At 29.9% G+C, this 20,522-nt stretch carries 21 protein-coding genes; all 21 read right to left on the bottom strand.

Annotation, left to right across the window (positions count from 1 at the left end; translation table 11 throughout):
* The coding region (gene dnaE / locus AMN84_RS01565; protein ID WP_256998141.1) for a DNA polymerase III subunit alpha at positions 1-1,585 on the bottom strand (1,585 nt) is incomplete at its 3' end.
* Positions 1,572-2,255 (bottom strand): ABC transporter ATP-binding protein, encoded by a 684-nt coding sequence (locus AMN84_RS01560; protein ID WP_075482809.1) that lies wholly within the window; start codon positions 2,253-2,255, stop codon positions 1,572-1,574. The genes dnaE and AMN84_RS01560, both read right to left, overlap by 14 nt.
* A complete protein-coding gene (locus AMN84_RS05125) occupies positions 2,248-2,880 on the bottom strand; it encodes an FtsX-like permease family protein (RefSeq protein WP_256998140.1) in 633 nt (210 codons plus the stop codon). Before AMN84_RS05125 ends, AMN84_RS01560 begins: the two co-directional genes overlap by 8 nt.
* 352 nt (positions 2,881-3,232) lie before the next feature.
* Positions 3,233-3,478: a hypothetical protein gene (locus AMN84_RS05120; protein WP_256998139.1), complete on the bottom strand. Its 246-nt coding sequence runs from the start codon at positions 3,476-3,478 to the stop codon at positions 3,233-3,235.
* A complete protein-coding gene (gene proS / locus AMN84_RS01550) occupies positions 3,475-4,803 on the bottom strand; it encodes a proline--tRNA ligase (protein WP_075482807.1) in 1,329 nt (442 codons plus the stop codon). The genes AMN84_RS05120 and proS overlap by 4 nt, the downstream gene beginning before the upstream one ends.
* The gene (locus AMN84_RS01545) at positions 4,803-5,048 is read right to left on the bottom strand and encodes a DUF1467 family protein (protein ID WP_075482805.1); all 246 of its coding nucleotides are present in this window, start codon (positions 5,046-5,048) and stop codon (positions 4,803-4,805) included. The genes proS and AMN84_RS01545 overlap by 1 nt, the downstream gene beginning before the upstream one ends.
* Positions 5,048-6,706, bottom strand: coding sequence for a ribonuclease J (locus AMN84_RS01540; protein WP_075482803.1), 1,659 nt, complete (start codon positions 6,704-6,706; stop codon positions 5,048-5,050). The genes AMN84_RS01545 and AMN84_RS01540 overlap by 1 nt, the downstream gene beginning before the upstream one ends.
* Positions 6,703-7,464 (bottom strand): type III pantothenate kinase, encoded by a 762-nt coding sequence (locus AMN84_RS01535; protein WP_075482801.1) that lies wholly within the window; start codon positions 7,462-7,464, stop codon positions 6,703-6,705. Before AMN84_RS01535 ends, AMN84_RS01540 begins: the two co-directional genes overlap by 4 nt.
* Positions 7,451-7,957: a biotin--[acetyl-CoA-carboxylase] ligase gene (locus AMN84_RS01530; protein ID WP_075482799.1), complete on the bottom strand. Its 507-nt coding sequence runs from the start codon at positions 7,955-7,957 to the stop codon at positions 7,451-7,453. The genes AMN84_RS01535 and AMN84_RS01530 overlap by 14 nt, the downstream gene beginning before the upstream one ends.
* Positions 7,957-9,372 (bottom strand): NADH-quinone oxidoreductase subunit NuoN, encoded by a 1,416-nt coding sequence (gene nuoN / locus AMN84_RS01525; protein WP_075482797.1) that lies wholly within the window; start codon positions 9,370-9,372, stop codon positions 7,957-7,959. The genes AMN84_RS01530 and nuoN overlap by 1 nt, the downstream gene beginning before the upstream one ends.
* Positions 9,369-10,856, bottom strand: a complete 1,488-nt coding sequence (locus AMN84_RS01520; protein WP_082254947.1) for an NADH-quinone oxidoreductase subunit M — start codon at positions 10,854-10,856, stop codon at positions 9,369-9,371. The genes nuoN and AMN84_RS01520 overlap by 4 nt, the downstream gene beginning before the upstream one ends.
* Positions 10,856-12,769, bottom strand: a complete 1,914-nt coding sequence (gene nuoL / locus AMN84_RS01515) for an NADH-quinone oxidoreductase subunit L (protein WP_075482793.1) — start codon at positions 12,767-12,769, stop codon at positions 10,856-10,858. Before nuoL ends, AMN84_RS01520 begins: the two co-directional genes overlap by 1 nt.
* 1 nt (position 12,770) lies before the next feature.
* Complete coding sequence (gene nuoK / locus AMN84_RS01510; protein ID WP_075482791.1) at positions 12,771-13,082, bottom strand: NADH-quinone oxidoreductase subunit NuoK; 312 nt, start codon at positions 13,080-13,082, stop codon at positions 12,771-12,773.
* The gene (locus AMN84_RS01505) at positions 13,075-13,707 is read right to left on the bottom strand and encodes an NADH-quinone oxidoreductase subunit J (protein WP_075482786.1); all 633 of its coding nucleotides are present in this window, start codon (positions 13,705-13,707) and stop codon (positions 13,075-13,077) included. Before AMN84_RS01505 ends, nuoK begins: the two co-directional genes overlap by 8 nt.
* Before the next feature lie 6 nt (positions 13,708-13,713).
* Entirely contained in the window at positions 13,714-14,199 is a 486-nt protein-coding gene (gene nuoI / locus AMN84_RS01500) for an NADH-quinone oxidoreductase subunit NuoI (RefSeq protein ID WP_075482784.1), read from the bottom strand.
* A gap of 3 nt (positions 14,200-14,202) precedes the next feature.
* Positions 14,203-15,201, bottom strand: a complete 999-nt coding sequence (nuoH, locus tag AMN84_RS01495) for an NADH-quinone oxidoreductase subunit NuoH (protein ID WP_075482782.1) — start codon at positions 15,199-15,201, stop codon at positions 14,203-14,205.
* Positions 15,202-17,214 carry an NADH-quinone oxidoreductase subunit NuoG gene (gene nuoG, locus AMN84_RS01490; RefSeq protein WP_075482781.1) on the bottom strand — a complete coding sequence of 671 codons (2,013 nt, stop codon included), beginning with the start codon at positions 17,212-17,214 and terminating at the stop codon, positions 15,202-15,204.
* Complete coding sequence (gene nuoF, locus AMN84_RS01485) at positions 17,195-18,538, bottom strand: NADH-quinone oxidoreductase subunit NuoF (RefSeq protein ID WP_075482779.1); 1,344 nt, start codon at positions 18,536-18,538, stop codon at positions 17,195-17,197. Before nuoF ends, nuoG begins: the two co-directional genes overlap by 20 nt.
* Positions 18,531-19,139 carry an NADH-quinone oxidoreductase subunit NuoE gene (gene nuoE / locus AMN84_RS01480; RefSeq protein WP_075482777.1) on the bottom strand — a complete coding sequence of 203 codons (609 nt, stop codon included), beginning with the start codon at positions 19,137-19,139 and terminating at the stop codon, positions 18,531-18,533. Before nuoE ends, nuoF begins: the two co-directional genes overlap by 8 nt.
* Positions 19,136-20,311, bottom strand: coding sequence for an NADH-quinone oxidoreductase subunit D (locus AMN84_RS01475; RefSeq protein ID WP_075482775.1), 1,176 nt, complete (start codon positions 20,309-20,311; stop codon positions 19,136-19,138). The genes nuoE and AMN84_RS01475 overlap by 4 nt, the downstream gene beginning before the upstream one ends.
* Positions 20,304-20,522, bottom strand: a 219-nt coding sequence (locus AMN84_RS01470) for an NADH-quinone oxidoreductase subunit C (RefSeq protein ID WP_179850680.1), incomplete at its 5' end; no start/stop codon positions are given. The genes AMN84_RS01475 and AMN84_RS01470, both read right to left, overlap by 8 nt.

The raw sequence follows: 20,522 nt of genomic DNA, 5'->3' as shown, positions 1-20,522 counted from the left end.
ATAACGGAACAGTATCAATTAATTTTTTGTCTGCAATTACTACGCCAGCCGCATGTGTCGCAAAATTTCTATTTAAACCTTCAAGTTTAAGAGACAGCTTAATAAGTTTATCTACTCTCCTATCCTCATTTATGATTTTTTGTAATCTAGGTTCTGAATTTATACATTCAGTTAAACTCATTGGTCTTGAAGGATCGAATGGAATCATTTTACAAATACTATCTACAAAACCATACGGAAGGCCCATTACCCTGCCAACATCTCTAATAACCATTCTAGCTTTTAATTTGCCAAATGTAATGATGTGAGCTACTGAGTCTTTATATTTTTTGTTAAGATATTCAAAAACTAAATCACGTTTTTCCTCACAAAAGTCAATATCAAAGTCAGGCATAGAAATACGATCCGGATTTAGAAATCGCTCAAAAATTAAGTTAAAATAAATTGGGTCTACGTCAGTAATTTTTAGACACCATGCTACTAATGAACCAGCACCTGACCCTCTGCCTGGTCCAACTGGAATATTGTTGCTTTTAGCCCATATAATGTAATCAGATACAATTAAAAAATAACTAGAGTAATTCATCTGACAAATGATATTAATTTCGTGATCTAATCTTTTCTTATATTTCAAAAATTTTTCACCTTTTAAATCCTCACCCTCAAATCTTTCCTTAAACTTTTGAATTAGTCCATCATTTGCATCTTTTTTTAATTGATCATCAGATGAGATATCACTATTAGTGTTTATATCAGGTAATAGTGGTTTAGAATATTCAGGTCTAAAACTACATCTTAAAGGTAAGTTATAATTGTTTTCTAAAGCTTCAGGAAGATCATGGAATATTTTTTTCATTTCATCATCACTTTTAAGATAATGATTGTCTGTTAATTTTAGTCTTTGTTTATCATTAAGGTAGCTTTTTGAACCAATACAAAGTAGTGCATCGTGTGCTTCACTCATATCCTTGTGTAAATAATAAACCTCATTTGTCGCAATGATTGGAGCATTAACTTTTTTTGACATAGAAAGATTAAAACTTTCAAAATTTTTTTCATGTACGTCCCCATGTCTTTGAATTTCAATATAAAAGTTATCGCTAAAATTTTTATTCAAAGAAAAGTAAAGTTTTTCAAGTTCATCTAATCTATCTTTTTGAAATAGAGAACCTGATAAATTATTAATTCCTCCTGAGAGAATTATAAGATTTTCTGAACATTTAAATAATAATTCAATATTGCAATGTGGTTCTTCTAAATTTGTGTTCTCAAGAAAAGATTTAGAAGACAAATTTATAAGTTCTTTATAACCCTCGCTATTTTTAGCAATAATAGGTAATGATCCAATTATATCGTTGAATTTAAACTTAATCTGGGATCCGACTATAGGCTGAGTTTTAGACTTTGAAATTTGTTCTGAAAATTCTAGAGATCCACACAAATTTGATGTGTCTGACATTCCAATCGCTTTAATCTTATTTTCTTTGCAATATTTACTAAGTTCATCGATTTTTATGGCACCTTCACAAATAGAATATTGGGTATGTATTTTTAAGTGATTAAATGTTTTTTTAGATTTTTCCATTAATAGTTTTGATTTTACCATTACTTAAGGAAATTTTATAGTCTGCTTTATTAGCAAAAAATCTATTATGAGTTGCAAATATTATAACTCGATCATTGTTTTTTAGTTTAAAGAGTAAGTTAAATATTTGATTTGCGTTGTCGTGATCTAAACTTCCAGTCGGTTCATCAGCTAGTATTATTCTAGGTTTATTTACTATTGCTCTTGATATAGCAATTCTTTGCATTTCTCCTCCTGATAATTCTGATGGATAATGATTAGCCCTATCTTTTAAGCCTACTTTTTGAATTATCTTTAACGATTCTAGTTCTGCTATTTTGTGATTATTATTAGCAGCTAAACTGGCTATGCAAACATTTTCAATAGCCGTAAAATCAGGCAATAAGTTTTTCTCTTGATAAACAATCCCAATATTACTTGATCTAATTTTGTCGTTAATCTCGATTTCATTATGATTTATATTTTTATTATCAATTTTTATATTTCCTGATGATGGTCTATCTATTAAAGATAATAAATTAAGTAAAGTTGATTTTCCAGATCCAGAGGGTCCAGACAATGAATAAATTTTTCCTTTTTTAAATTTAAAATTTAAATTTTTTAGGACAGAAATCTTTTTTTGATTATCAAATGTCTTTGAAATATTGTTTAGTTCTATAATGTTACTCATATTTTAAAGATTTAATTGTATCTAATTTTGCTGCTTTAGTTGCAGGGTATATTGAGACTAAACATGTCATTATAATTGAACAACTTGAAATTAAAAATATTGACCAAAAATCTATTTGATATGGAATAGTACTTAAAAAATATATTTCTTCTGGAAATAAACTTATATTAAAGACACTACTAATTAACATTCTTATCTCCTCAACATAAAGAGAGAAGGTTACACCTATGACAACTCCCATAATTGTTGCTAAAAATCCTATTAAAAATCCAATAAAAAAAAATATTTTTCGAATAGAAAAGTTAGAAACTCCTATTGATTTTAATATTGCAATTTCTCTAGTTTTATTTTTTACTAAAATAGTAAGGCCCGAAATAATGTTAAAAGCAGCAACTATGATTATTAAAGATAATATTATGAACATAACATTTCTTTCTACTTTTAAGGCGGAAAATAATGGTTTGTTTAAATCTGACCAGGTAAATATATATTCATCGGTAAAAATCGACATTAGTCTTTCACGATAAATTTCAATTTTGTCAGGTTTATATAAATAAACCTCTAAGAAATTATTTCCTTTTTTTAAATCAAATAAGCCTTGTAGATCTTTTAGATTAATAAACACAACAGAATTATTAAACTCAGCAAACCTACTATCAAATATAGAACTTATTTTAAAAGTTTTTTGCCGAGGTATGGATCCAATGAGTGTATTTTCACCAGAAGGTGAAATTATTGAAATTTGGTCACCAATTTTTAATTCGAGGTCATAACTTAAATCGCTCCCTATCGATATATTATTCTCTAAGATCTTTTTATCGCCTCTAAAATATTTATTATTTACAATATTCAGTTTTTGAAAGTCATTTTCAGAATAGCCTCTTACTAAAATACCTTTAGTAATTTCATCATTTAAAAGTATTCCCTCTCCATTATTGCTTAATATTAAATTTGAAGATATATTTTGTAAAAACTCGTTATCTATTTTTTTTTTGCTCTATTTTCTTATCATAGGGTTTTACGATTACATGTGCGTTAAAATTTGTTATTTTGTTTATTAACTCTGACCTAAACCCATTCATTACAGACATAACTATAATTAAAACTGCCACACCTAAACTTATGCCTAAGAAAGAAAATAAAGTGATAATATTTAAAAAACCATCTTTTTTTCTAGTTTTAAGATATCTAAAAATTATTTTTTTTTCTAAAGTTGAGATCAATTTATTTTTTTGGATTTAATGAAATTAAGGGCTTCTTCAAGACTTATCATTTTGCTATCGTTCCCCACTTCTTTAAACTCAACTTTGTTTTTATCAGGACTTTTTCCAATTAGAATTTGAAATGGTATTCCAATTAAATTAAATTTTTTTAACTTTCCTGAAAAATTTTCGTCTGAATCGTCTAAAACTGTCTCAATATTATTCTGTTCTAAAAAATTTTTAACTTTAATACCCATTTCGATACTTGTGGTATCATTTTTAGATACAAAACAAATAATTGCACATTCAAAAGGAGAAACTGATACTGGCCATTTCATAACTTCATTTTTCTCATCAAAATTTGCCTCAATTAAGGCACCAACTAATCTTGAAACTCCAATTCCATAAGAACCCATTTTTACAAAAATTTTTTTACCATCTTTATCAACAGCAGCATTCATTGGTTTTGAATACTTATCACCAAAGTAAAAAATATGACCAACTTCAATACCTTTGGTCTCTAACTGATTTTTTTTATCTACCTTGTTGTTGAACTCCTTGATGTCAATTTTCTCATCTGTGACAGCGTAAAATTGGTCATATTCAAGTCTAAGCTTTTTTAGAGACTCTTTTTCTAATTTATAATTATCGTGATTTACCTCAAAAATTCTTTTGTCAGTATAAATTTTACTTTCGCCAGTTTCAGCTAAGATAATAAATTCATGTGACAAACTCCCACCAATTGGTCCCGTTTCAGCTGTCATCGGTATTGCTGATAGTTCTAATCTCTTAAAAGTTTTTAAATATGACAGAAAAAATTTGTTATATGAAAATTCTGCATCATCATCACTTAGGTCAAATGAATACGCGTCTTTCATAAAAAATTCTCTACATCTCATTATACCAAATCTTGGTCTAAGCTCGTCCCTAAATTTCCATTGAATATGATACAGTAATTGAGGAAGGGATTTATATGATTTTATACTATTTCTAAAAATATCAGTGACTAGCTCTTCATTAGTTGGGCCATATAAAATTTCTCTGTTCTGCCTATCTTTAATTCTGAGCATTTCCTCTCCATAATCTTCATATCTTCCACTTTCTTTCCAAATTTCAGAGGACTGTATAGTTGGCATCAGTATTTCTTGAGCACCTATTTTATTTTGTTCCTCTCTTACTATTTGTTCGATTTTTTTCATCACTTTAAAGCCAAGAGGAAGCCAAGAGTAAATACCTGCTGATGATTGTTTAATCATTCCTAATCTCAACATTAGTTTGTGTGATTTAATTTTTGCCTCAGAGGGATAGTTTTTTAATAATGGAATAAATGATTTTGATAAAAACATTATGTAATTAGATTCCTTAAATTAAGATAATCATACTTTACTAATAGAAATATACCTATAAAAATCATTGATGTAATCAAAGTTGTATACATTAGTTTTTTTATTAATTTAGGGTTTTCGGGAGCCCCAGGGTCAACACCCTCTACAAAATTTTTTTTATTTCGGTCAACATCTATTGGCAGTAATGAAAAAAAAATTATCCACCATATAAGAACATATATAATAATCGAACCAGTTAAACTCATCAAATTTGAACTATATTAATATTCGTAAAAGGTCTTTTGCCTACTTTATTTTTTGTATATTTTTTACAAACACTTTTAAAAGCATCGATAGCATTTTCTTGTTGTCTGCTATTCGTTAAAGAAAATGTTCTGGCTGTTTTTTCAATTTCATTTTCTAATCCAAATCTAAAGTCTTCAAAATCATTTATTGGAAGCCCCTTAACTGTAACAATTGGTCTATCGTGAATATTTCCTTTTGGTGTGACTAGAATAGTTACTTCCATCATTCCATTTATTGAAAGGTTTTTACGTTCTTTAATAGAATTTGAGTCCTCTTCAACACTAATATTTCCATCCAAATATACTTTTCCTGCAGGTGCTTTATCATAAACAAAAGGTTTTTCAGCTGGAGCTAATTTTACAATATCCCCATTTATAACTTTAACTGGATAAGGTACTTTCATTTCTTTAGCAAAATTAATATGCTCCTGCATATGTCTGTATTCTCCATGAACTGGTATTACGGATTTTGGTCTTATCCAATTATACATATCTTTTAATTCTTCTCTATTAGGGTGACCGGATACATGTATAAATTCATCTTCTTCCGTAATCACTTCAATACCTTCAATAACTAATTGATTGTGTAATTTAGAAAGTTTTTTTTCATTTCCAGGTATTATTTTAGATGAAAAAATTGCAGTGTCGCCATTTTCAATTGTTACATCTGGATGGGTAAAATTCGATATTCTGCTCATTGCTCCCATAGGTTCTCCTTGAGTTCCAGTGCATAAATAGACTATTTTATCTCTTGAAATTTTTTTGGCATCCCTTGGATCAATAGGTTCAATTACATCTTTAAGATACCCACATTGTCTTGCAGCTTTAAAAATTCTATGCATAGACCTTCCTACTAAAGAAATCTGTCTTCCTGTTTTATGGGCACAAAAGAAAATAGATTCCATTCTAGCAACATTTGATGCAAAACATGTAACTATTATTCTTCTTTTCAACCTTTCAAATATTTTAAGTAAATTTTTTCTTACATCCATTTCCGAACCTGATCTACCGATACTAAATACGTTTGTTGAGTCACATATCATCGCTAAAACTCCTTCATCACCAATTGACTCTAGTTTTTTGGAGTCTATTACGTCCCCAATTAACGGGTTTGGATCGCACTTCCAATCACCAGTATGTAATACACAACCAAGTGGAGTTTTAATTTTTAGTCCATTGGGTTCTAGAATGGAGTGAGTCATAGTTACCAGCTCTATATCAAATGGTCCGAGTTTTATGTTACCTCTTAAATTTACTATCTTTAAAAAAGGATGAATGTCTATTTTCTTTTCCTTAAACTTTTCAGTGACTAAAGCCGCAGTAAATGGAGTAGCATATATATTGCATTTAAGATCAGGCCAGATATGTGAAATCGCTCCGATATGATCTTCGTGAGCGTGGGTAAGAACTATACCAAGCAAAGACTCTTTTTTATCAACGATAAAACCAGGGTCTGGATAAATCAAGTCAATTCCAGGAACTGTATCGTCGGCAAAAGTAACACCAATATCTACAATAATCCACTTATGATTTTCTGGTTTACCATAAGCAAACAGATTTAAGTTCATTCCAATTTCACCTGATCCACCTAGTGGACAAAATAATAATTCATCTTTCATTTATTTAATATTTTATGAGCTTTTATTAATCCTTTTATTGTTAGATTTTTGTCAACCAAAACTTTAAAACTTATATTTGTTTTAAATAAATGCGCAAGACCACCAGTTAAAATAATCTTAAAATTTTTTTTAGTAATTTTTGAAATTTTAAAAATTATTTTCTCTATAAGACCGCTATATCCCCAATAAAAACCAGACACTACTGCCTGTTTGGTATTTTTTCCAATTACTATATTAGTTTTATTTAAATTGATTTTTGGAATTAATTCTGCTTTTGATATTAAATTTTTTAACGAAAGATTTACTCCCGGAGCAATTATGCCACCCCAATAAACATCTCTTATGACAACATCAAAAGTAGTAGCTGTTCCAAAATCTACAACTATAAAATTGTTTTTTTTATTAAAAACACTGATTGCATTTGCCAGTCTATCTGATCCAATTTGTTTTTTATCAACTTTCAATTTAATTATTTTTTTTTTATAAATATTCTTTAATTCAATTATCTTAATTTTTAACTCTCGTTCAAATACCTTCTTAATAATTTTAAAATTAGATGGAACCACACTACAAAAAACAGCATCATCTTTAATATTAAATTTTTTTAAAAATAAAACTTTGGATTTAATCTTACTATAAATCATTTCATTGCTTTTTAAGGCAATTTTTTTTTCAATTTTATTATTTCTAAAAAAAATTTTAGTTTCAGTATTACCAATATCACCAACTAAAATATTATTTTTCTTAGATTGTCTCATAGTTTAATTTAATTTCATTTAGAATTCTAACTCTGTTAACTTTTTTATTAGTAATCTCATACACGCTTGTTGTTTTATAATTCTTTAATTTTGGACTCTTTAATAAGTTCAAGCCTACCCCGACTAATAAATATTTAAAATTCTTGTAAAAAATTGTTTCCTGTAAAATTCCACAAATTTTATACTGTTTAAACAAGATGTCGTTTGGTTTTTTTATTTTTAGATCGTGTTTTATATATCTTGATAAAACCTTTTTTATTATAAGGCAATTTTTATAATTAAACTTATTTAAATTTAGATTATTTGAAATTGAAAAGAAAATAGTTACGAAAAGATTACCCTTATAGGAAACCCATTTATTTCCATGCCTACCTCTGCCAGAGCTTTGGAGATCACTAGTAACTATTCCATTTTTAATACCTGACCTAATTTTTCTAATAGCAATATCGTTAGTGCTTTTTACTTTTTTGTATTTAAAAATTTTTAACTTCATTAAATTATAGTGATATTTGAGACAAAATTATTAATTATGTTTGGGTTTATGAAATAAATAAGAATAATTGTAGATGAGACCACAAGTATCATTTTAAGTCCAAAGCTATGATTTAAGTCATATTTTTCTCTCTGCTCATCGAAATACATTACCTTTATTAATCTTATATAATAAAAGGCTGCTATTACCGTTGAGAGTAAACCTACAATTGCTAAAAAATACATTGACTGTTCAATTACAGCCGTAAAAATATAAAACTTTGCAAAAAAACCTGCTAATGGAGGTATCCCTGCTAATGAGAATAAAATGATCATCATAGAAAGTGACAATAAAGGATGATTTTTTGATAAACCTGAAAGATCTTCAACTTTATCAAAATATTGATTTTCTCTTTTAAGCATAAATAGACAACTGAAGAATGCTATATTCATTATTAGATATATAATTAAATATATTATTGAATTTTGAATACCTTCATTTGTTCCAACACTCAAACCAGCAAGTGCAAACCCCATGTGGCTTATTGAACTATAAGCAATTAGCCTTTTCAATTTTTTTTGTCCAATCGCTGCTACAGCCCCAAATACCATTGAACCAATTGATAGAAAAATTATAACAGCTTGCCATTGATCGAACATTTCAAGGAAAGGTCCGTATAAAAAATTGATAAATACGGTTAGTGCAGCAATCTTTGGAAGAATTGCAAATATTACTGTGACAGATGTTGGTGATCCATCATAAACATCAGGAGCCCACATATGAAAAGGTACAGCAGTAATCTTAAATGCTAATCCAACTAAAATAAATACTATTCCAAAAATAATCCCATATTCTATTGACTCACTATTTTGATAAATTAGATCGAAGTTTGTAGAGCTTGAAAAGCCATATACTAAAGAACATCCATATAATAGTAATCCTGATGATAGTGCACTTAATACAAAGTATTTCAAACCTGATTCAGAGGAAAGAATATTATCTCTTTTGAAGGCTGCAAGCACATATAGTGCTAAAGACTGTAGTTCTAGACCAACATAAAAAACCATTAGATCATTAGAACTTACCATTACGAGCATACCAAGAATTGAAGATAAAATTAAAATTGGATACTCAATTTTTAAAATTTCATTTTGCTTTACATAATTAAATGAACACAACATTACAAGAAATGTTGAGATCAATATTATTGACTTGATTAAAGTTGTGAAATTATCAATTTTATAACTGTTGTTAAATAAATCTATCGGAGATTGGGGATTTAAATTAATGTTTATCGCAAGTCCAAATAGTAAAATTATAATTGAAAAATTGTAAACAAATGATGCACTATTCTTTTTAAATACACCAATAATTAAAAGGAGTAGAATAGATAACGATAAAAATATTTCTGTAGATATATAAAAAAGATTAATCATTGATTTAAATTATAATTATTTAGTTTATCATTATATTCGTTTAAAAAATTCTCGACTGATAAAGAATATGTATTTGAAAATGGATCAGGATAGAAGCCAAAAAATATTATACTCAATGCTAATAAAGTTAGAATAAACAATTCATTTTTATTCAAATCAATTATCTTTAATAATTTTTGATTTGTAAGTTCCCCAAATACAACTCTTTTATAAAGCCATAACATATACGCTGCACCTAAAATTACACCCAAACTTGCTATTGCTGCCACTAAGAAACTTTTTTTAAATGTTCCCATTAAAATTAAAAATTCTCCGATAAAACCAGTTGTTCCTGGCAAGCCTAAAGACCCTAAAGTAAACACCATTAACAAAATAGAATATTTTGGCATTACATTTACCAAACCTCCATAATCATTGATACGTCTCGAGTGAGTTCGGTCGTAAACAACACCTACTGAGAAAAAAAGTGCAGCAGATACAATACCATGACTAATCATTTGAAATATTCCCCCTTCAACACCTTGTTGTGTGAAAGTAAATAAACCTAAAGTTACAAAACCCATATGAGCTACGGATGAATACGCAATTAATTTTTTCATGTCGTCCTGCATTAAGGCAACTAACGAAGTATAAATAATTGCAATTAGACTAATTATAAAAATAAACGGAACAAAATATTCTGATGCAATAGGAAATAGTCCAATTGAAAATCTTATAAATCCATATCCTGCCATTTTAAGCAAGACTGCTGCCAATAAAACTGAACCTGCGGTTGGTGCCTCAACATGGGCGTCAGGGAGCCAAGTATGTACTGGCCACATGGGTGTTTTTACAGCAAAAGATGAAAAGAATGCTAACCAAAGTAATTTTTGATATTTTGGATCAATGCCTAACTTATAAAGTTCTTCTACATCGGTCGTGCCTGCTATCCAATAAATAGATATTACCGCTATTAACATTAAAACTGAACCAAGAAGTGTAAATAAAAAAAACTTGAAAGCAGAATACACACGTCTTTCGCCACCCCAAATACCAATGATTAAAAACATTGGTATTAAACCTCCCTCAAAAAATAAGTAGAAAATTACCAAATCTAAAGAGCAAAAAACTCCAATCATTAGAGTTTCCATTAATAAGATTGCTATTAAAAACTCTTTAAGTCTACTCTTTATTGATGAATTAACTGACAAAATACAAAGTGGGGTTATGAAAGTAGTTAAAATGATAAATAATATTGAAATTCCATCTACTCCAACTTTGTAATTGATAAAATCTTTTATCCAAACTCTACTTTCTACAAACTGAAATTCATAACTAGATTGATCAAAAATTAACCATAAGTAAATAGATATTAAAAAGTTAATGATCGATACAAATAAAGAAACATACTTGATGCCAGTAATATTTTTTGAATTAATGAAAAAAAGAAATAATGCACCAATTGAAGGCAAAAGGATCAGTGAAGAAATTATCGGAAAATTCATTATTTAATAATCAAGTAAGTTAGTATTAAAGAAAAGCCAATCAACATTATAAATGCATATTGATAAATAAAACCGTTCTGAAATTTAACTGCTTTAATCGACAAACCTTTAATAAGATTTGAAATACCATCTGGTCCAAATCTATCTATTGTTAAACCGTCGACCTTTTTCCAAAAAAATAGACCTAGTTTTTTACAAGGTTCTACAAAAATATAAGAATAAAGTTCATCAAAATACCATTTCCTTTTTAAAAAATTTATTAATGGATAATTAGTTTTTGTAAAATTTTCTAATACACTCTTGTCCTTCAAAAACAAGTAATAAGAAATCGGTATGCTTAAAGTAACTATAGTCGGGGTCAACAAAATAAACCACAGCGGTGGATGATCTTCACTTAATGGCTCTAAAAATTTAATAGACTCTCCCCAAAAATTAACACTACTTTGATTGCCTATTAATAGATCTTTGAAAAAGAAACCGGCAAAAATTGACCCTAAGCCAAGAACTATAAGTGGCAAAATCATCACCGCCGGTGACTCATGAATTTTTTCGTATTTGACTTCTTGATTATTATAATTTCCATGAAAAGTTTTAAAAAACAATCTCCATGAGTAAATTGCTGTTAACATAGCAGTAACAATTCCAATACCAGCTGCATAAATACCAGATACGTTTCCTCTTAAATACGCAAATTCAATAATTGCATCTTTAGAATAAAAACCAGATAAAAAAGGAAAGCCAGTCAAAGCTAATGTGCCTACCAGCATTAAGGTATAAGTGTAAGGGATCTTTTTATATACCCCACCCATTTTTTCGATATCCTGTTCATCTTTGAAAGAGTGTATTACAGAACCAGCTCCTAAAAAAAGCAAAGCCTTAAAAAAAGCATGAGTAAATAGATGAAACATTGCAACGTTGTATGCGCCTACACCAGTAGCAAAGAACATATATCCAAGCTGGCTACATGTTGAATAAGCAATTATCTTTTTTATATCGGTTTGGACTAGTGCAATTGTAGCAGCAAAAAAGGCTGTGCTCATTCCGATAACAGTTATTATATTGAGTGCTAATTCTGAATATTCATAAATAGGAGAACATCTTACAACTAGAAAAACACCTGCAGTAACCATTGTTGCAGCATGGATTAATGCTGATACAGGTGTTGGTCCTTCCATTGCATCGGGTAACCAAGTGTGTAAAAAAATCTGGGCTGATTTTCCCATTGCACCTATAAATAACAATATACAAATTAAATCTATCGATTTGAATTCAAAACCAAGAAAATTTACATTTTTTGCATCCAAAGTTTGAATCTGATTGAATACTTCATCGTAATTAACTGTTCCAAAGTAATAAAAAATTAAAAAAATACCAAGAGCAAAACCAAAATCTCCAACCCTATTTACTACGAAAGCTTTAATGGCTGCTGCATTTGCGGCTTTTTTTTTAAACCAAAAACCAATTAAAAAATACGAACAAAGACCTACTCCTTCCCATCCAAAGAATAGTTGTAAAAAATTGTCTGAAGTAACCAGCACTAACATTGCAAATGTAAATAAAGATAAATAAGACATGAACCTCGGTTTATGAGGATCGTGAGACATATAACCAATTGAGTAGATATGAACCAACGCTGAAACAAGCGTTACCACAACCATCATGAGTGAGGATAGTGCATCTACTTTTATGGACCAATTTACATTTAAAGTTCCTGAGTTTATCCAACTAGAAATTAATAAATTATTTGAGTATCCATAATTTAATACTTTTAAAAATACTATTATTGAAAGGATAGAAGAAATATTGACAAAAAGACTTGTCATAAATTGGGAATATTTTTGGTCAAATTTATTACCAAAAAAACCAGCAATAAATGCACCAAGCAATGGTAAAAAAACTATGAAATATTCCATATTAACCTTTTAAATTTTCAATTTCTTCGACTCTTATTGTTCCTGCGTTACGGTAATAGACTACTATTATTGCTAAACCGATAGCTGCCTCTGCTGCTGCAACGGTCAAAATAAATAAAGTAAATATTTGGCCAGACAAGTCTTGAAGAAATATTGAGAAAGATACTAGATTGATATTTACTGCTAACAATATTAATTCAATACTCATTAAAATAACAATTACATTTTTTCTATTCAAGAATATTCCAATTACACCAATAGTAAAAATGATCGCTCCTAATGTTAGATAATGTCCAAGGGAAACTTCAAACATCTATTTTAACCCCCTCATTTGATTTAACTTCTACTAGTTCAACACCTTGATTTTTTTCTCTAGATATTTGGCTAAAATAATTTTGTCTTTTAACTCCTTCTCTTTTCCTAAATGTGAGAACAATTGCTCCAATCATAGCTACGAGTAAAATCATTCCGGAAATTTGAAATAGATGAATATATTCCGTGTATAATACACTCCCAATAGTATGTGTATTTGTAGAATTTGAAATTTGGCTATCAGAAAAGTTTTTGATAATATCAGGTTTATATTTCCATCCTCCAATTACGATCAATAATTCACAAAAAATAATCAAACTAACAATTAATCCTATGGGTATATGGGTGCTTGTATCGCTTGATTTGAACCATTGGTTTTTTTGCTGAGCAACATTCAGCATCATAACTACAAATAAAAATAAAACTGCGACAGCTCCAACATAAACAATTAACATTATCATCCCTAAAAATTCTGCACCTATCATTATAAAAAGACACGATATAGATATAAAATCTAATATAAGAAAGAAAACCGAATGAACGGTATTCTTAGAGGCAGTTACCATTATTGCAGAAATTATTGCAACAAATGAAAAAAAATAAAAAAAAATAGCGTGTGCTAACATTTACTATTATCTATACGGGTTATCAGCTTTTATATTTGCAGCTAAAACATTCTCCCATCTATCTCCATTTTCTAAAAGCTTTTCTTTGTTATAATAAAGTTCTTCCCTAGTATGTGTAGCAAATTCAAAGTTAGGGCCTTGGACTATAGCATCAACAGGGCACGACTCTTCGCATAAACCACAATAGATACATTTAAGCATATCAATATCATATCTAGTTGTTTTTCTGCTTCCGTCTTCTCTTGCTGTAGATTCTATTGTTATTGCCTGAGCAGGACAAACAGCTTCACAAAGTTTACATGCTATACATCTTTCTTCTCCGTTTGGATATCTTCTTAAAGCGTGCTCTCCTCTATATCTAGGTGAAATCTTCCCTTTTTCAAAAGGATAATTGATAGTTTTTTTTGGTTTAAATGTTTCCTTTATAGCTATTAATAAACCTGTCAAAAAATCTATTAAAAATACTGTTTTAAATATTCGAATTATATTCATAGTTTAATATACAGGTAATAAGTCAAAATATAGTAAATAACCAGAAGTTAATACCACCCAAATTAATGAGAAAGGCAAGAAAACCTTCCATCCAAGCCTCATAAGTTGATCGTATCGATATCTTGGAACAATAGCTTTTATAAGTGAGAACAAAATAAACAAAAATAAAATTTTTAATATTAGCCATACTGGTGGAGGCACAATATCAAAAGGTGAAATATTTATAGGTGCTAACCAGCCTCCTAAAAAAAGAATTGATCCAAGTGCGCACATTAATAAAATATTTGCATACTCACCTAACCAAAACATTGCATACATCATGCCGCTGTATTCTGTTTGGTAACCAGAAACTAATTCAGCCTCTGCTTCAGGTAAATCAAATGGTGGTCTATTTGTCTCTGCAAGCGATGAGATAAAGAAAATAACAAACATCGGAAATAAAGGAATTACAAACCAAATTTTCTGTTGAGCTAAAACTATATCGTTTAAATTTAATGAACCGACACACAATAAAACATTAATAATTATTACTCCAATAGAAACTTCATATGAAACCATTTGGGCAGCGGATCTTATTGAGCCTAAAAATGGATACTTTGAATTTGAGGCCCAACCACCCATTATTATCCCATAAACACCAAGAGAAGAAATTGCGAAAATGTAAAGAATACCAACATTTATGTCAGCCAAAACATAATCTTCACTAAAAGGAATTACTGCCCACGCAATGAGGGCTAAAGTCATTGTAACAATCGGAGCTAAAATAAATATGATTTTATTTGAACTTGCGGGTATTATAATTTCCTTGAAGATGTATTTTAGCGCATCTGCCAAAGTTTGAAATAAACCGAAAGGACCTACTACATTTGGTCCTCTTCTTTTTTGAACAAAGGCCCAAATTCTTCTATCAAGCCACACAATCATTGCTACAGATACAAGGACAGGAATTAAAACATAAAGAATTTTGTAAATTTCTGAAAATAATAAAGTTACGTATTCCATTTAACCATCAGTTCCAGTTTTCAAAGATGCAATTTTTAAATTTCTACATTCTGCCATCGTTTTCGAAGATCTTGCAATTACATTGGTAAAATAATAATCTATTTTGTCTACAAAGATTTTTTCCTTTTTGAAATTATTTTGTATCAGATCATTATTTTTTTTGGTTTTTTGGCTTAGATGATTTAAAAAATTATCTATCAATTCTTGCTTACTTGAATAAAGGCTTTTGCCTTTTATTCTTTTTGATATCTCATTCACAATTTCCCAATCTTCTTTTGCTTCACCAGGTGGATAAGATGCCTTGAAAGCTAATTGTAAATTACCCTCAAGATTAGTGTAGTATCCGTTTTGCTCAGTATACGCTGCACTTGGTAATATTAAATCTGCTATTTCTGCCCCTCTGTCTCCGTGGGTACCTACATAAACGATAAACTCGTTTTTTTTCTTAAAATTTAGATTATCTTGACCAAATAAAAATATTACTTCAAATTGATTTGTTAAAGCCTTATCTATAGTTTCATTGTCTAAAATACCCAAGTCGTATGCACCTACCGTTGATGAGTTGTTTGAAAGAATATTTAAGGCATTCCAATCTTTATTTATTTTATCATTTTCCGATAAAAATTTTTTCATTCCTTCAAATATATATCCTGATGAATTGAGTTTAAGCGAAGATTGTCCAAAAATTATAATTGGATTTTTTGCAGAAATTATTTTTTTTGAAATTCTATGCTCATTCAAAATTATTTTTTTTAATTCATCAGTATCGTTTTCTAGTACTTTATATGGATATGTTAAATTTCCAACATCATTTAAAGAATAAATTTCAGTATTATTTTTTAAAAAACTTTTTCGTATTCTTGAATTTAATATAGTTGCTTCATGGCGTGGATTTGTACCAATTAAAAGTATAAAATCCGATTTTTCTATATTTGATATTTGAGTGTTAAAAATATAATTAGTTCGCGAAGAAATATTTACGTAAGTTTTTTCTGATCTCGATTCTAAGTTTTTACAGTTCAACACTTTATAGAAAAGCTCTTTTACAGAAAATAGAGTTTCCATATTTGTAAGATCACCTGTAAAACATCCAATTTTATCTGAGCTAGTGGCTTTTATCTTTTTTACTAAGGTCTGATAAGCATCTTGCCATGAAATTTTTTTAAAACTATCATTAGATCTAATGTAAGGAGTATCAAGTCTTTGATATTTTAAGCCATCACACGCATAACGAGTTTTATCTGATATCCACTCCTCATTAATGTTTTCATTAATCTTTGGGAGTATACGTTTTACCTCCCAACCATATGTATCAATTCTTATATTTGAACCAACTGCGTCCATAACATCGATCGACTCTGTTTTTTTTAATTCCCATGGTCTAGCTTCAAAAACGTATGGCTTCGATGTTAATGCGCCAACTGGGCACAAATCGATAACATTGCCTGATAGCTCTGACTCCATAGATTTTTCCAAGTATGTAGTTATTTGAGTATCTTCTCCTCTACCAATTGCTCCAATCTCCGAAACACCTGCAACCTCGGTCGCAAATCTTATACACCTTGTGCAGTGAATACATCTTGTCATTTGAGTTTTGATTAATGGACCCATATATTTTTCAGGTACAAATCTTTTATTTTCTTTAAATCTTGATTTATCAATTCCATAAAACATCGATTGATCTTGCAGATCGCATTCACCTCCTTGATCACAAACTGGACAGTCGAGCGGGTGATTTGCTAATAAAAATTCCATAACGCCTTTTCTTGCTTTTTCAACAAATTCAGTATTTGTTTTAATATTCATTCCATCCGCTACAGGCATTGCGCAAGATGCAACTGGTTTTGGAGATTTTTCAATCTCAACTAGGCACATTCTACAGTTTCCTGCTATTGAAAGTTTTTCATGATAACAAAATCTTGGTATTTCAGCTCCAGCTTGTTCACATGCCTGCAAAACCGTTAAGCCATCTTCTACTTCTAATTCGTTATTGTTAACTTTTATTTTGGGCATTATCTTTTTCTAATAAGTGTTGATCTACAAGGTATGGGATATCTTTATTTGACTTAATTAATGGATCAAAATTATTTCTTTTTATAATCTCTTTTTTGAAATTTCTTAAAAGACCTTGAACTGGCCAAGCAGATCCTTCTCCAAAAGCACAAATTGTATGACCTTCAATCTGTTTTGTAACATCAAATAACATTTCAACTTCCTCTCTCGATGCTTCTCCTTTAGCCATTCTTTCTAAAATTCTCCACATCCAACCTGAACCTTCTCTACAAGGAGTACATTGACCGCAACTTTCATGTTTATAAAATCGAGCTATTCTTGCAAAACATTTAATAATATCTTGATCTTTATTAATTACGACTATTCCTGCAGTCCCTAACCCACTTTTATTTTCAACCAATGAATCAAAATCCATAGTTATCTTTTCTGAAATTTCTTTATTTAACAAGGGCATTGAAGAACCACCTGGTATAACTGCTTGTAAATTTTCCCATCCACCTACTACTCCACCTGCGTGGGTTTCAATTAAATCTTTCAAAGGAACTCCCATTTCCTCTTCAACATTACAAGGTTTGTTAACATTTCCAGAAATACAAAAAATTTTAGTACCAGTATTTTTTGGTTTGCCTAATGACGCAAACCATTTAGAACCTTTTCTCAAAATTGTAGGAACAACTGAAACAGTTTCAACATTGTTAACTATAGTTGGGCAACCATACAATCCAACTAATGCAGGAAAAGGTGGTTTCAATCTTGGTTGACCTTTATTACCCTCAATACTTTCAAGCAAAGCTGTTTCTTCACCACAAATGTAAGCCCCAGCTCCGTAATGAATGTAAATATCTAAATCCCAACCAGTTCCAGAAGCATTTTTACCAATTAAATTATCTTTATAAGCCTCATCGATTGCTTTTTGCAATTCTACACCCTCGTTGTAATACTCACCTCTTAAGTAAATATAACATTTATGAGAATTAACAGCGTAAGCTGCTATCAAACAACCTTCTAAAAGTTTGTGAGGTTCAAATCTTAGAATATCCCTATCCTTACAAGTTCCAGGTTCGGACTCATCTGCATTTATTACAAGGTAATGAGGTCTTGATCCAACTTCTTTAGGTGCAAATGACCATTTTAAACCTGTTGGGAAACCTGCGCCACCTCTCCCTCTTAATTCTGATTTTTTAATTTCATCAATAATCCAATCTCTACCTTTTTCACATAAATCTTTAGTATTTGTCCAGTCACCTCTTTTTTTTGAAGAGTTTAAGTCAGCTCCTAAATCATTATACAAGTTTTTAAATATTCTATCTTCGTCTCTAAGCATTTTTTAAATCCAATAATGTTTTTCTGTTGTTTTCAGGCTCTGAGTTAATTCTTCCTCTATATGAACCTGGTTTTGGTTTTTTGCCCATAAGCACTTCATCGATAATTTTTTCACTTTGTTTAATATCTAAATCTTCATAGTAATCATTGTTAATTTGCATCATTGGTGCGTTTATACATGCACCAAGACATTCTACCTCTGTCCAAGAACAATTTCCATTTTCAGATAATACATTTTCTTTCTCAGATATTTTCTTTTTGCATACATCTACAATCTTATACGCTCCTCTGATCATACATGGAGTTGTAGTGCAAATTTGGACATGAAAATTCCCTACAGGTGAAAGATTATACATTGAGTAAAAAGTGGCTACTTCGTAAACTTTTATGTAAGGCATATTTAAAAACTTAGCGATATATTTAATTGCCGATAAAGGTATCCAGTTATTGTTTTGCCTTTGAGCAATATAAAGTAAAGCCATAACAGCACTTTTCTCTTTTCCCTTAGGATAATTTGATAAGATTTTTTTTGCAGCTTCTAAACTTTGTTGATCAAATTCAAATTTTTCAGGTTGATCTTTTGAAATTTTTTTTAAACTCATCTATCTATTTCCCCGAACACGATATCTAATGAACCTAATACAGCCGGTACATCAGCTAACATGTGTCCTTTAATTAAATAATCCATTGCTTGAAGATGAGAAAATCCAGGTGCTCTTATTTTACATTTATATGGTTTGCTTGAACCATCAGAGATTAAGTAAACACCAAATTCACCCTTAGGTGCTTCCACTGCAGTATAAATCTCATCTTTTTTAACTCTGTAGCCTTCTGTAAATAATTTAAAGTGGTGAATTAATGCTTCCATCGACTCTTTAATTTCTTTTTTAGGTGGAGGAGTAATCTTATTATCCTGAGATTTTACAGGTCCTTTTGGTAAATGTTCTAAACATTGTTTAATTATTTTTACACTTTCTCTCATTTCTTCAACTCTACAAAGATATCTGTCATAACAATCTCCATTTTTTCCAATTGGCACTTTAAATGATAACTGTTCGTAACAATCATAAGGTTGAGATTTTCTTAAATCCCAAGGCACACCTGAGCCTCTCATCATTACTCCTGAGAATGAATAGTCTAATGCATCTTCTTTTGAAACTATTCCAATATCAACGTTTCTTTGTTTGAAAATTCTATTGTCAGTAAGTAAAGTTTCTAGGTCATCAATTATTTTCGGGAACTCCTTACAAAATTTTAAAATATCAGCATCAAGTCCTCTTGGTAAATCTTGGTGAACACCTCCTGGTCTAAAATAATTTGCGTGCAATCTTGATCCTGACACCCTTTCGTAAAATTCCATAAGTTTTTCTCGCTCTTCGAACCCCCATAGCGAAGGTGTTAAGGCACCAACGTCTAATGCTTGCGTAGTGATGTTTAATATATGACTTAATATTCTTCCAATCTCACAAAAAATAACTCTAATGTATTGACCTCTTATTGGAACTTCAATGTCTAGAATTTTTTCAATAGCTAAAGCAAAAGCATGCTCTTGATTCATTGGGGCTACATAATCGAGTCTATCGAAATAAGGTATTGCTTGGGAATAAGTTTTATTTTCAATTAATTTTTCTGTACCCCTATGAAGCAAACCAATATGAGGGTCGGCTTTTTCTACAACTTCTCCATCTAGCTCCAATATTAGTCTTAAAACTCCATGTGCAGCTGGATGTTGTGGACCAAAATTAAGATTTAGTGTCTTTGTTTGTTTAGTCATTATTTTTTTTTATATCCTTTATATATTCAGTTCCTTGCCATGGACTATTATAATCAAAGTTTCTGTAGTCTTGCTCTAATTTTACTGGTTCATAAATTACTTTTTTCTTCTCTTCGCTATATCTGACTTCTTTATGTCCTGTAATTGGAAAATCTTTTCTTAATGGATATCCCTCAAATTCGTAGTCTGTCAAAATTCTTCTTAAATCTGG

Source organism: Candidatus Pelagibacter communis, assembly GCF_001180105.1.
Lineage (GTDB): Bacteria > Pseudomonadota > Alphaproteobacteria > Pelagibacterales > Pelagibacteraceae > Pelagibacter > Pelagibacter ubique_K.
The sequence above is the reverse complement of the archived record's forward strand: the minus strand, read 5'-3'. Positions and strand labels throughout refer to the sequence as shown.